This is a genomic window from Pseudocoprococcus catus (genome assembly GCF_019734885.1).
Lineage (GTDB): Bacteria > Bacillota > Clostridia > Lachnospirales > Lachnospiraceae > Coprococcus_A > Coprococcus_A catus.
This window is the reverse complement of sequence record NZ_JAAXCM010000031.1, coordinates 140,579-154,194: the sequence shown is the minus strand read 5'-3', so window position 1 is coordinate 154,194 and position 13,616 is coordinate 140,579. Positions and strand designations below refer to the sequence as shown.

11 protein-coding genes, 5 tRNA genes and 4 pseudogenes are annotated in these 13,616 nt (G+C 38.3%); 2 read left to right on the top strand and 18 right to left on the bottom strand.

What is annotated here, in order from left to right:
- The 6 genes from HED67_RS08735 to HED67_RS08710 all read right to left on the bottom strand — a co-directional run.
- A partial coding sequence (locus tag HED67_RS08735) for an RNA-guided endonuclease TnpB family protein (RefSeq protein ID WP_221718063.1) occupies positions 1-810 on the bottom strand: 810 nt, incomplete at its 3' end.
- 116 nt (positions 811-926) lie between these two features.
- Positions 927-1,328, bottom strand: coding sequence for an IS200/IS605 family transposase (gene tnpA, locus HED67_RS08730; protein WP_221718062.1), 402 nt, complete (start codon positions 1,326-1,328; stop codon positions 927-929).
- Between the two features lie 647 nt (positions 1,329-1,975).
- Positions 1,976-2,049: transfer RNA gene (locus HED67_RS08725), tRNA-Met, on the bottom strand.
- A gap of 4 nt (positions 2,050-2,053) precedes the next feature.
- A tRNA-Val gene (locus HED67_RS08720) sits at positions 2,054-2,126 on the bottom strand.
- A 93-nt stretch (positions 2,127-2,219) separates the two neighbouring features.
- Positions 2,220-2,293, bottom strand: a tRNA-Met gene (locus HED67_RS08715).
- A 5-nt stretch (positions 2,294-2,298) separates the two neighbouring features.
- Positions 2,299-2,371, bottom strand: a tRNA-Val gene (locus HED67_RS08710).
- A gap of 161 nt (positions 2,372-2,532) precedes the next feature.
- On the opposite strand from HED67_RS08710, the gene HED67_RS08705 reads away from it, so the two are divergent.
- A tRNA-Pro gene (locus HED67_RS08705) sits at positions 2,533-2,606 on the top strand.
- 308 nt (positions 2,607-2,914) lie between these two features.
- On the opposite strand, the gene HED67_RS08700 is transcribed toward HED67_RS08705, so the two are convergent.
- From HED67_RS08700 to HED67_RS08680, 5 genes are all read right to left on the bottom strand, one after another.
- Positions 2,915-4,987, bottom strand: coding sequence for a heavy metal translocating P-type ATPase (locus HED67_RS08700; protein ID WP_221718061.1), 2,073 nt, complete (start codon positions 4,985-4,987; stop codon positions 2,915-2,917).
- 5 nt (positions 4,988-4,992) lie between these two features.
- Positions 4,993-5,328: a DUF6110 family protein gene (locus HED67_RS08695; protein ID WP_221718060.1), complete on the bottom strand. Its 336-nt coding sequence runs from the start codon at positions 5,326-5,328 to the stop codon at positions 4,993-4,995.
- A gap of 131 nt (positions 5,329-5,459) precedes the next feature.
- Positions 5,460-6,161, bottom strand: coding sequence for a response regulator transcription factor (locus HED67_RS08690; protein WP_221718059.1), 702 nt, complete (start codon positions 6,159-6,161; stop codon positions 5,460-5,462).
- Positions 6,154-7,227: a sensor histidine kinase gene (locus HED67_RS08685; protein WP_221718058.1), complete on the bottom strand. Its 1,074-nt coding sequence runs from the start codon at positions 7,225-7,227 to the stop codon at positions 6,154-6,156. The genes HED67_RS08690 and HED67_RS08685 overlap by 8 nt, the downstream gene beginning before the upstream one ends.
- 54 nt (positions 7,228-7,281) lie before the next feature.
- Entirely contained in the window at positions 7,282-7,815 is a 534-nt protein-coding gene (locus HED67_RS08680) for a phosphatase PAP2 family protein (protein ID WP_215633054.1), read from the bottom strand.
- 82 nt (positions 7,816-7,897) lie between these two features.
- Between HED67_RS08680 and HED67_RS08675 the strand changes: the two genes are divergently transcribed.
- A complete protein-coding gene (locus tag HED67_RS08675) occupies positions 7,898-9,043 on the top strand; it encodes an SLC13 family permease (RefSeq protein WP_221718057.1) in 1,146 nt (381 codons plus the stop codon).
- A 145-nt stretch (positions 9,044-9,188) separates the two neighbouring features.
- Here HED67_RS08675 and HED67_RS08670 read toward each other — a convergent pair whose 3' ends face one another.
- The 7 genes and pseudogenes from HED67_RS08670 to HED67_RS08640 form a co-directional block, all read right to left on the bottom strand.
- Entirely contained in the window at positions 9,189-9,737 is a 549-nt protein-coding gene (locus tag HED67_RS08670; RefSeq protein ID WP_117539071.1) for a hypothetical protein, read from the bottom strand.
- A gap of 35 nt (positions 9,738-9,772) precedes the next feature.
- Positions 9,773-9,922, bottom strand: a pseudogene (locus HED67_RS08665) (TIGR01457 family HAD-type hydrolase); the annotation flags it as partial.
- 125 nt (positions 9,923-10,047) lie between these two features.
- A pseudogene (locus tag HED67_RS08660) lies at positions 10,048-10,848 on the bottom strand (helix-turn-helix domain-containing protein).
- Between the two features lie 261 nt (positions 10,849-11,109).
- Positions 11,110-12,443: pseudogene (locus HED67_RS08655) on the bottom strand (UDP-glucose--hexose-1-phosphate uridylyltransferase).
- 114 nt (positions 12,444-12,557) lie between these two features.
- A pseudogene (locus tag HED67_RS08650) lies at positions 12,558-12,740 on the bottom strand (NAD-dependent epimerase/dehydratase family protein); the annotation flags it as partial.
- Between the two features lie 66 nt (positions 12,741-12,806).
- The gene (locus HED67_RS08645; RefSeq protein WP_015514502.1) at positions 12,807-13,136 is read right to left on the bottom strand and encodes a flavodoxin domain-containing protein; all 330 of its coding nucleotides are present in this window, start codon (positions 13,134-13,136) and stop codon (positions 12,807-12,809) included.
- On the bottom strand, positions 13,133-13,507 hold the full coding sequence (locus HED67_RS08640) for an MmcQ/YjbR family DNA-binding protein (RefSeq protein WP_221718056.1): 375 nt from the start codon (positions 13,505-13,507) through the stop codon (positions 13,133-13,135). Before HED67_RS08640 ends, HED67_RS08645 begins: the two co-directional genes overlap by 4 nt.
- Positions 13,508-13,616: the final 109 nt, after the last annotated feature.

Here is a 13,616-nt window from a genome sequence, read left to right as displayed (position 1 = left end):
TAGTACAACTGCAACAACATCATATGCCTCTGCCATTTCATAACTCAGCTTATGTAAGAAATCTTTCCTCTGGTTTCGGATTTTTTCGTGACATAATGCAACACGTTTTTTCTGTCGGTAATAATTATTGCTTCCTTTCACGCAATGGGATAACTTTCTTTGTTCCCTTGCCAGCCGCTCCTCACTTTTTCTGAAGTATCCTTCATTTTCCTTCTGTATATCTTCAGAAAACACAGCCATTCCATGCATTGCATAATCAATTCCCAGTATCTTTGCGTCTTCATAATCAAATTCTTCTGCTTGGTTTTCACAGTCAGATTTTTCATATAATAGACTTGCATAATACTTTCCGGATGGTTCCATACTTATTGTTACAGATTTCAGGCAATATTTTTCCGGAATATCACGATGTTTTTTCATACGGATCCATTTTAACTTCGGTAGTTTTATCCGATGATCTTCTACCTGAATATTTCCATTGACCACATTTGTCGTATAGCTTTTTCGGCTCCTGTGTTTTGATTTGAATTTTGGAAAGCCAATCTTTGGATTCCTGAAAAAATTCTTATATGCCTTTTCCAGATGCATCTGCACATTTGCAAGTGCCAGGGAATCCACTTCTTTCAAAAATGGATATGTTTTTTTATACATCGCCGGTGTATTTCGCAGCATTTTTTTCGTTGCTTCATATTCCCGTATCTTATCATTCAACATCTGATTATATAAAAAACGACAGCAGCCAAATGTTTTGGCGAGCAGGACTTCCTGTTCTCTGTTTGGATATATACGAAAACGGTAAGCTATATTCATCTTTTTTTCTCTCCCTGCTTCTCGTTCAAGAATGCCTCGGCATTCTTGCTGCAAGGTGCGCGTCATGCAATTGCATGACATACTTCTACTGCGCACCTCTGCAATCCTGCCGGAGGCTATATCAGCTGGCGGATTGACTCCCAGCTGATATAACTACGGATAACATCAATCGGTGCACCACCCGCTGTCAACAGGCAGAAACTTTGACTCCAGAATGCTTCCTTCCAAAGTCTTTCCCTGATCTGTGGATATTCCTTTTTTAACAAACGACTGCTTGCACTTTTATACGCATTGATAAATTTACTGAGTTCTGATTTTGGCTGTGCCCGAAACATAACATGCACATGATCAACATCATGATTCCATTCTTCCAGTGTGATTCCATAATCAGGTGCAATACGTTCCCAGATCTCTTTTGCACGTTCCGAAATCGGATCATCTATTACTTTTCTTCGGTATTTTACAACCATGATCAGATGATAATACATCAAATATACTGAATGTGCATTATGATCCATTTTGTCCACATAATCAGTCCTTTCTATCCTTTCGACTGATTATAGTATACCACACTTCGCACCACAGAACAAGCGTTCTTTTTTCTTTTTTCTTTTTTCTGCAATTCATCTCCCACCTGTAGAGGAAGGAGAATTCTTGCTAACTTTTGTTAAAAGATAAACATATTCTTTGTGAATGATTGTAATAATTATATAAAATATCAATAAAATTAATTACAAGGCTTCTAATCTTCGATTTGAGACGTTTTTATATTACATTTGAATAAATTTAATATCAATAATTAAAATGTCTCAAATCATCTCTCAGGAAGAGATAGATAAATTAACGTCTTATATAATGATTACAAAATGTTATTTTAATGACCGGATAAATCTTTCCATGGAAATTCATTAAAGCTAATATAACATATAATTCAAGATGTATATTGATGTATAATTAAGTATGCCCTTGAAATTAGCATTTTCGTCCAAAAACTCGTAAAAAGTTGTTATTTGAGAGTTATAAGTTATAAAAAAGGGGGATTTTCTGCTAAAAAATAGCTCAAATTTTTTGACCACACTTTTGACCACAAATGAAACGGTCTGAAATGAAAAAATGCAAAACAAAAAAGCCCAGTAAAATCAACATTTACAAGGCTTTTCTCGAATAGCGAGAGGGGGATTCGAACCCTCGACACTGCGGGTATGAACCGCATGCTCTAGCCAACTGAGCTATCTCGCCGTAATGGAACCTATAGGGCTCGAACCTATGACCCTCTGCTTGTAAGGCAGATGCTCTCCCAGCTGAGCTAAGATTCCGTTGTGTTCGGTTATAATAACCTGACGAGAAACATTATACAACAAAACATCAATTATGTCAATCATTTTATTGTAAAACATTTCAAGTTCTAGTAGCGAGAGGGGGATTCGAACCCTCGACACTGCGGGTATGAACCGCATGCTCTAGCCAACTGAGCTATCTCGCCATCAATGGAACCTATAGGGCTCGAACCTATGACCCTCTGCTTGTAAGGCAGATGCTCTCCCAGCTGAGCTAAGATTCCATTCTTCGTCCGTGTCAGGCCGACCTGACAAAAACTATCATACATCAAATTGTATTAATTGTCAACAATTTTTTTAATTATTTTAAAAATTTTTAAAAAGAAATTTTTTTGCCTATAAAGCTTGACAAAACAGATGATATGATGCATAATAAGTAAGTCAACGGCGTGTGGCTCAGCTTGGTAGAGCGCTACGTTCGGGACGTAGAGGTCGCAGGTTCGAATCCTGTCACGCCGACTCCTTGGCAGGGGCAAGGCCGGAAGCTTTGATAGTTTCCGGTCTTTTCTTTTTATCCCTGTTTATCCTTGTGAATGATCGTCATGAACCGGTTATATAGATAATACCCTGTCCAACAAAAGAAATACACTATGAATTAATTCAATTCATCAGTTGCTTACTAATAGATGGTTTTATTTCTTTTAATACGCACAAAGCTGCAAAACTGTCACATATGTACGATTCATACTGCAAAACAGAAAAAGTACTTCTATTTTCTAAAATCCATGTATAGAAAAATAGAAGTACTTTTTGTAGTATTGTTTTATTTACAAGATATCCTGCATACTCTTCAAACCGATCATCAATGTTGAAGTGTTATGTAGTAATGCAGATGTTGCTGGCTGTAAAATACCTGCCACACCAAGTAAGATCAGACCTGTATTGAAGCTGACAATAAATCGGTAATTCTTATGAATACGCTTCATCAGACCATTACTGATCAACTTCAATGTAACAAGCTCATTCAAGCTATCTGCACCAACAGTGATATCCGCAATCTCACGGGCTATTTCCGCACCATCACTGATAGCGATACCGATATCAGCCGCTGATAATGCCGGTGAATCATTGATGCCGTCACCGATCATAATGACCTTTCGTCCGGCTTTCTTCTCTGCCTCAACAAAAGATGCTTTATCCTCAGGCAGCACTTCCGAATAATATTCATCAACGCCAACCCTTGATGCAATCGCTTTGGCTGTACGATCACTGTCTCCGGTCATCATAACAACTTTAGAAATACCTGCTTCTTTCAGCTCGCGGATAACATTGGCTGCTTCTTCACGAAGAGGGTCTTCAATACAGATTACTGCAGCCAGTTCATAGTCAATGGCCATAAACAGATGGGAGCATTCAGACGGCAGCTTCTCAAAAGCTTCCATCATACCGTCAGGTACGGCACATTTCTCATCTTCGAATACAAAGTGATAACTGCCGATGACAACCTTCTTATCATTGATCTTTGAAGAAATGCCATGGGCAACAATATATTCAACCTTCGAATGAAGCTCCTCATGTACCAAACGTCTCTCCACAGCTGCCTGTACAACTGCTTTGGCCATAGAATGAGGAAAATGTTCTTCCAGGCAGGCTGCAATACGAAGGAGTTCGTTTTCACTCATACCGTTAAAGGCAACCACCTGTTTCACAGTCGGCTGAGCCTTCGTAAGAGTACCTGTCTTATCAAAGACGATGGTATCTGCTTCTGCCATGGCTTCAAGATATCTTCCGCCTTTGACAGTGACATGGTAATTGCTGGCTTCACGGATCGCTGACAGAACTGAAATCGGCATAGCTAACTTCAGAGCACAAGAGAAATCAACCATCAATACAGAAATAGCTTTTGTCACATTTCTGGTCAAAAGATAAGTGATGCCTGTACCAAGCAATGTATATGGTACAAGTCTGTCCGCAAGATGTTCTGCCTTGCTTTCAAGTCCTGACTTCAGTTTCTCTGACTCTTCAATCATGGTAACGATCTTGTCAAACTTGCTGGAGCCGTTTGTCTCTTTGACATGAATGGTCAATTCACCTTCTTCGACAACTGTTCCCGCATAAACAGTACTTTCTTTGTACTTGCGCACAGGTTCAGATTCACCTGTCAGAGAAGCCTGATTAACCATTGCTTCACCCTCTGCAACAGCACCGTCAAACGGAATCATATTGCCCATATGTACACGAACCAGGTCGCCTGTACGAACCTCTGTTGTAGGTACCAGCATCTCCTGTCCATCATTGCACAGCCATACTCTGCTGATATTCAGTGACATGCTTCTGGCCAGATCATCGACGGATTTCTTATGGGTCCACTCTTCAAGAATTTCACCGATACCAAGCAGGAACATAACAGAACCGGCTGTACTGATATCGCCTCTGAACATAGAAACACCGATTGCCGTTGCATCAAGAACAGGAACTTCAATCCTACGCTGAAGCAGTGTATGAATACCCTGATAGATATATTTGATAGATTTCACACCTGTGATCACTGTTCTGACAGGCATCGGCAGAAACAGTTTGTTGCCATAGTGAACAACAACCTTTGTCACAAGTTTATCCCAATATTCGCGGTTGGTTGCTCTGCCGGAATTCTGTCTGTATACATCCGGAACATCAACCTTCTCATAATGAAAACTTCTCAAAAGAGCAATGACAGATGCTCTGTCACCTGTATAACAGATGGTCGCATCCTGTGTACGTTCCTGAACCTTGGAAGAAGTAATCATCTCCTGAGAATTCAAATAATACTGTAAAGTATCCGCTTCCTCAAAAGTCATTCTCTTCTGGCAGAAATGGACACGGATTCTTCCCTTTATCTCATGTTTTACAACAAATTTCATGCGAATTATTCCGCCTCGTTTTCCTCAGCTGCTGTTTCAGCTTCTTCTGCTTCAGCTGCTGTTTCTACATCTTCAACATCTGTATATTCTTCTGCATCCTTTGCAGCTCTGTCTTCATTGATCTGCTGTGCCTCTGCATAGATATCTTCAGCATTCTCCTGGATTGTTGTAGCAGTCTTTAATACACATTCTTTTGCACGCAAAACAGCTGCTGTACAGTTTGTGTAAAACTTCTTGGCATCTTTGCTTGAAAGCAGTTTAATACCTGCTGTTCCGAATAAAAGACCTGCTGCAAAAACTCCTGTCTCTTTCTTGCTAATCTTCTTAAAGCATTTTAACATGATATCATCCTCCTGATTTTGTTTGTAATCGATAAAATAACGATTTTTAAGTTTACATTATATTTTACATATTTCTGCTCCGCTTGTCCAGTATTTGAAAAACTTTTTCAAATGCAAAGAGTTACATATTGCTAATCGCTGTTCATTCGATATCCTACACCCAATTCATTTGTAATATATGTTGCCTCCCCGGGTTTTACACCGAATTTCTTGCGGATATTGGCCATGTTTACCTGAAGTTTCTTGACGCTTCCTTCATCAGGGTACCCCCAGACATCTTTGATAATCGCCGAATAGGTCATCATCTTGCCACAATGTTCAGAAAGCAGTGCCACAATATTGTATTCGGTCTGGGTGAGCTTGATCTCTTTTCCTTTTACAAAGACCTGTCTGGCATCATACAGGATCTCCAGATCCTGCACCATAAACTTGCCGCCCGGAAGTTTGCCGGATTCTGCACTGTGGGAATAGTTGCGAAGGGTTGAGCGGATTCTGGCCAAAAGCTCTGCTGCGCCAAAAGGCTTTGTAACATAATCATTGGCACCGGCATCCAGCGCCAGTACTTTGTCTTTTTCATTGGTTCTGGCAGAAAGTACAATAATCGGTGTCAGAGAATCCTTTCTGACATCTTCAAGAAATGTCATGCCGTCCATATCCGGAAGACCGAGATCCAACAGCACCAGATCCGGACAATGCGACACAAATAGTGTTTTGGCCAAGGCACATGTTCCGGCCTGAATCACCTGATAACCGGAGGATTCCAGCATCGTCATGATCAGTGTACTGATATTATGTTCATCTTCTACCAGAAGTATTTTATATTTATTATTCACTTTCCTTCATCTCCTCTATATTAAGCGAAAATCTGAAAACAGCACCCCCGACAGGATTGTTTTCAGCTGTGATGGCACCGTCATGGGCTTTAACAATTGTCTGGCAAACAGAAAGTCCGATACCGGAATTGTGTTTTTTACTGTCAGAAGATGCTGTTCTCCCTTCAAACAAATGATAACTTCCGTTAAAAATACCGTTCAGGCGTTCTTTTTCTATCCCACATCCGTTGTCACTGACCTCAAACACAACCTGCTTTCCCAGCACAAAGACTTTCAAAATCAGTTCCGTCATTCCATCTGCATGCAGGACTGCATTCTCCAGAAGATTAAAAATCACCTGCTCGATCAAAATGGCATCCATTGGGATGATAATAATATCCTCCGGCAAGTCCAAATAAACTTCCTGCTGCGGGTAACGCTTGTGAAACTTGACCATAACAGAATCAATCAGTTCATCAAGAACGGTAGGGGTCTTGATAATCTTGATCTTTCCTTCATCAATGCGTGTAATAGACAGAAGATTTTCCACCATGCGCATCAGCCAATCTGAATCTTCTTGGATCCCCTTCAGGATCTTTATCCGCTGTTCTTTTGTATAGTTTTCTCCGCTTTCCAGCAAGGTGGTGCTGGCCCCATAAATGGTTGTCAGGGGTGTCCGTATATCATGAGATACCGCCCGCAGGAGATTGGCACGCATACGTTCCTTTTCACTCTCTACTTTGATTGCTTCATGCGTTTTGACCTGTGTTGTCAGCATGCCTGTCAATACAGCAATCGCCATCATGACAACTGCTGAAATCATGTTGCTCTGAAATCTGAAATCCAGGGCATAAAAGGGATAAGTATACGCATAGTTGACAGCCAGTGTTCCCACAAGTGCCGATACGATGCCGTAAATATAGCCATCGGTTAAAATAGATGTCAGAAACACTGCAAAAATAAAAATAGCGGTAATATGTTCATGCACACCTGTTTTCTGCAGAATAATGCTGCTGCCAGATGCAACCAGAAAAACCACCGCCATTATCATGATATTTTTCCATATATGATGACGTTTCTTTTTCATGGCAAACTCCTTTTACCGCTATTTTATCATATTCATATTAAAGATACAGCAAAATCAAATAATCTGCTTCATTTTCCTTTTTTTCATTATATAACAAACTATTTTGGCTCCGACAAATCCTGAAAAAATTCCAATCAAAGCTCCGCCAAGAATATCTGTCGGATAATGCACATACAAATACATTCTTGAAAAGGCTATCAAAATTCCAAGTACTATCGCAGCCTTCCAAATTTTTTTATCTCCTGAAAAATATAGCGCTGCCACAGCAGTAAAAGAAGCTGCTGTATGCCCGGAAGGAAATGAATAGTCCGTCGGATGTGAAATCAAAAGCTGTATGGCCGTGTTCACATCACAGGGCCTTGTGCGAGCCACAAGATTTTTCAAGAGGCCATTACATACAATCACATCAATGCAAAGCCCGACTAACATGGCCAGTCCATATTTTCTCATTTTTGGTAGTATAAGTAATAGGATTGTTAAAAAAATCCATATAATTCCCGCATCCCCCAGCTTTGTGATGCCTATAAAAAAATGATCTCCAACTGTTGTGTGCAGGTTTTGTATCATATCAAGAATCTTAATTTCCATTACACATTTCTCCTTTATTTGTTTTTCTATTTATTTTATGATATACTTGCTTTGATTACTTTACTGAAAAGGATTGAAGCATATGCTGCAAAAAATATTAACTTTTTTTCAAAAGGAAACTGTCTTATCTATTTCTGCCATTCTGGCAATTTTATCTATGTTTATTGTACATCCAAGCGACAAGTATTTCTCCTATATTGATTTTCGGACGCTCAGTCTTCTGTTTTGTTTAATGTCAATTGTCGCAGGCCTGAGTGAAATTGGATTATTTGATTATCTTGCCGAAAAAATATTGTCCAGAGCCAACAGCATCAAATCTATCATCGTATTGCTTGTTTTGTTATGTTTTTTCTTTTCAATGATTATCACAAATGATGTCGCATTAATTACTTTTGTGCCCCTTGCAATCATTATTCTAAAAAAAATGTCAGAAAAGCAAAAGAATTACTGGATTTTAAGAACGGTTGTTATGCAGACAATTGCCGCAAATCTCGGCAGTATGCTGACTCCCATCGGAAATCCCCAAAATCTTTATTTATATGCCAGAGCCAATATGTCTGCATTAGCACTCATCCGACTCATGCTGCCCTATTCTATTGCAGCCTTGGTGCTGCTTCTTGTGTGGATACAGATTGCTGCGCATAGAGAACCTGGCTCAACCACCGAGAATCATATAAGTGAATTATTTAGCATACACAAAACAAAAGCTCCGAACCAAACATCCCTCATTGGATATCTAATTTTATTTTTAATTTGCCTTTTGGTTGTAGCACATATCATAGATTACAAAATTTCATTCATCCTGGTGATTGGCTATATCTTCTTCAAGAATTGGCATTTATTTAAAAAAGTAGATTACTCTCTTCTACTGACATTTACCGCTTTGTTCATTTTTATTGGAAATTTGAAATGTATTCCGCAGTTTAATCATTTTCTGATCAGCATCATAGATGGACATGAAACCTCAACAGCCATCCTTTCCAGCCAGATAATAAGCAACGTTCCCACTGCCATTCTTTTATCCGGATTTACAAAGAACTATTCTGCACTCATTATCGGAACAAATATTGGCGGACTTGGAACATTAATAGCCTCCATGGCCAGCTTAATCAGCTTTAAATATATTGCTAAGGAAAAGACGACACTACGTGGTAAATACTTTATGATGTTTACCATTGCAAATATTGTCTTTCTGATTCTGCTGCTGTTATGCATTAACCTTCTATAAATCTGCTGATATCCTTGTACCCAATTTGTTCTCAATATTGAGTATAAACAAAAGCCCTTGCGGATTCTATTCGTAAACGTTAGAACCTAAGTACCTTGAAAAATATCAGGCTGCTTCTGCAGCCATGCTATTTTTCATCCATTGATTATACACGCTTATAAATTATTGGTTCATCATATCCAAAAGTTCTCTTCCCATTAACTTCCATGCTTTCCGATACTTCCAGAAAATTGTTGGAAAACTTTTCCCAAAGTTTGAATGTCATTACCGGAGAGAACTGGCTTGTGCTGCCTCCCTCCCAGATTCCGTCCTTTTCATGATAAAGTGCCGGATTAAATTTTTCAGATTTTTCTAGTTTAGAGTAATCAACATTCTTCATAGAATCATATGAAAATGTATTTTTATCTTCTCCTTTTGGAATTTCATAAGAAGAAAGTAAAATTCCCTGTTCTATTTCCGTGATAAGGAAAAGATGTGGAGATGCATGACGTTTTCCATTAATTTCATAATAACTCTCTTCAACAACAAATTTTCCTTTGAAATCTTCAGGAAGGTTATTTATTTTGTCATTACAGATTGTATTTACATGTTCCGCATATGGATATGTTTTCCCTTCTGCCTGCATCTTATTAAATTGATCCTTATTATCAAAATGTCCTGTCATCATTCCTACAAAATTATCAAGTTTCATCATATACTTTACCTCCTGGTATTTGCCTAATCACACTATTCCTCCATTGTAATGCCAACATCATAAAGTGCATTTAAGAGACCTGCTTCTCCTATCACAAATGCTGAACAGCCTGCCGCCTGTTCCTTTAAAAAAGCGGCTGTTGCCAATGCGCTGGTGTAAAAATGTTCTTCTGGCACAAATACACCTTGCTCTTTTCATAATAAAATAAAGCGCTATTTTCTACAAATATTTTTATATTATATCATCCACACATAAAATCAAATACATAGTACTGTGAAATCAAAGTAAATACTTCTATCAACAGAACCTTTTATGACAATATCTCTTTCACACAAATACTCCGATAATCACTCGGTGATATTTTATATCTTTCTTTAAATACTCGGTTAAATGTTCTCTGACTTTCAAATCCACTATCCAGACAAATGTTTGTAATAGAATCACTCGTATTTTCCAAACGATGGCATGCATAGTTCAGCCTTGCATCGTTAAGATATTGATTAAAGTTTCTATGGAATGTTTTGGAAAAGAGTCTGGATAAAACATATTTGCTCACCCCCAGATCTTTTGCCATCTCTTCCAGAGAAAACTTCTTCTTAAAATTTGCTGATATATAGGAAACTGTCTAGTAAATAAGATCATTGCTCCCCACACTACTCTTTTCTACCAAATTTAATTTTCCTATGCAGCGTGCCAACACAATTTGAAGATATGCCTGTGCAACAGTAATATCCGACTGTTCTGTCTCTAAAATTGCATTTATCCCCCTATATACCTCCGGTTCAACCTTTTCCGCTTTGATGATTGGGTATTCAGGAGCCATGGATTGCATGATATCTGCAAATTTGACTATCGTAAATGGCGATGCAATCAGATAAGTCGCTTTATTTACACCGGGTGTCAGTACCTGATAGTGATGAATAACATCTGGGAATACAAAGCCTATATCTCCTTTTTCCATATGGTATAGTTCCTGTCCGATACCAAGTTCTAATGCTCCACTTGTTACACAAACGATCTCCAGTGCATTATGAAGATGTGGTTCAATATGTTTTGACTTCCTATTTATTGCTACAATCTCCTCTTTTGTGTCAACATATTTTAACTGCATGAAATACTCCCCTTTGCAACATTTGTCTATATCTTCTTTCGATTTGGCAAGCAATTCTTTTACACCTATCTTATAATCAACTTGTAAATAAGGAAAGGAGGAATTGCAAATGAGCAACCTAAAAAAATATCTGAATGACCTTTTAGTATTCTACACTGAATATTTTGAGCATCCTTACCATGTATAAATACTAAAAGGACTATTTTGTGAAAACTGTATATTTTCTTAAGGCCATTTCACAAAAATGAAGTGGTCCTTTTTTTATAAACTTTCAATAAATCTTTTGAATGCAGCTTTCCCTTCATCTGTTCTCTTGTAAACGCCTGCATCCTCCAGAACTTTCGCAAACACAATTCCAATTTCTTTCTGTATGATAGAATGAATATTACTATCTGTAATCTTATATTTTCCTTTTTGATATGGTGATACTCAGTATGCGGATGGAAAAGTCCGAGAGGACAATCAATAGTTGTGATATTATTACGCAAAACCAAATCCAGTTCATACAAATCTCCACGCATCCTTGCAATTGGCGTAATTGTATTGTGTGGGATGCCATCTGTATCACTGAAAATATTAACTTCTGGATCCGAATATCCACGCCACTTCGTAAGGATATGATTTGCAGCCGCTACAATACTATCCATTGCTCTCCCCTGTAAACGAATCACTGACATCGGCCACTTTACAATTCCTGCATGTATATCTGGATATCTCTCTAAGTCAAATTCCTGTTCATAAGGAGCTTTTGCCATAGCAAAGACATAACTGCCACCCTGAAAATGATCATGACTCAAAATAGACCCTCCTACGATTGGCAGATCTGCATTGGAACCTGCCATATAATGCGGAAACTGCTTAACAAAATCAAGGAGTTTGTTAAAAGTTATCTCATTAATCGCCATCGGAATATGATTCTTGTTAAATATAATGCAATGCTCATTATAATATACATATGGTGAATACTGTAAATAATACTGTTCTCCACACAGAGTAATTGGTATAATCCTGTGGTTTTGTCTTGCTGGATGTGAGAGGTGACCTGCATACCCTTCGTTTTCCCTGCAAAGCAGGCACGCCGGGTATCCAGATTTTTTTGCAGTTCCATCTTTTGCAATATCCCTTGGATCTTTTTCTGGTTTTGACAAGTTAATTGTGATATCCATCTTGCCAAATTCTGTATCAGTCTCCCACTTTTCATCCTTTATAATCCGATCTGTGCGGATATAGTTTGTTGCCTGGCTGAAATGATAATAAAATTCAGTTGCTGCCTTTGGGGATACCTGATATTTTTCTTCAAAAATTTTTCTTACCACGGACGGTGCAGGTGTTAAAATACCCATGATCTTTGTATCAAGAAGATCCCTTATTGTCACTGTATCATCTTCAAGAATTCCCTGTGGCAACGCAAACTATAACAAATCATCCAAAATGAGCTGTAATTTTCTCGGTTTTCCTAGTTTCTCCGGTTCTTGATAATCTTGCCTTTGAAACAATTCCAATAAGCCGTTTGTAACATACACTTTATCTGCATCATCTATCAGTCCATTTTCTAGTCCATAAGCCACCAGTTCAGAAATTAGCTGATCAATCATTTTTCCGTTTCCCCCTACTCATATTATACTTCATAACCATTCGGATGATTTCTATGTCATTCCCAAGCCGTTGTAATAATTGTCTCCAGGTCATCAAATTTAGGCTTCCACCCAAGAATCTCTAAATGCCTTGTCCCGGATATCTCCCTGATAAAATTTTGCATCTTGGTGAACAGCCTTACGAAAACCTGTTTCAAGATTATCAACAACTACAACATTTTCGCCTACCGCAATCAGCTCATATACAGTATGAGAACCAATATAACCTGCTCCGCCCAAGACTAAAATGCTACTCATAGATCATTTCTCCTTTTCTTTGTTTTTATGATTATAAAACTTTTATGCCACCATACTTACGAATTTTTAATACTTCACATGATTTCCAACCACACTGGCATGCCTTTTATCCAAAATCTGCTCTATGGTTTTATAATTCGCACTCCCACCATAAGTACAGATCAGAAATATCTTTTTGTCGACCGGTAGATTCTTCTCTGCAAATTCCAATATCGACTGATGAAACTTTGAAAAATAGATTCTTGATGCGAACCCAATCATATCATAACTGCTCAGATCTGCATCTGACTGTTTTACAGCATCAATCAAATCCACCTGACATTCTTCTGCAATCCTCTTTACTAATTTTTCTGTATTTCCATGATGCACAGATGCATATACGATTGCTTTTCTCATTTGTTTTCCTTTCTGCCTGCTCCGTCAATTAGGTCATAGCTCATATCCAAAAAGTCCAATGTCTTTGCTTCACTGACTGAACCATCCAGTAAAATCGTGATCCAGTGCTGTTTATTCATATGATATCCTGGTAAAAATCCATAAGTCTGAATAATCATGCTGGTCATTTCTGGATCGTACTTTACGTCCATGATGTCAACCAGATCATTTCCCTCTAATCCCAACTTAGATTTCTCAACTGTCATGAATACTGCATACCATTTTCCATTTTTATGACGAAGTACAACACTGTCTGGAGATTTACTCCATAAATATTCTGGAATTGTACCGTACTGTTTCTGCACGTATTCAAAGATTTCTTCCGTCTTCACAATCTTTTCAACTCCTGATTCTTCTGATATCCTGTACATAATCATACCACATTTTCGTATGCCATACTACCTGCCAAATTCTTTTGCATTTTTCCGGTTCTCCTGATTT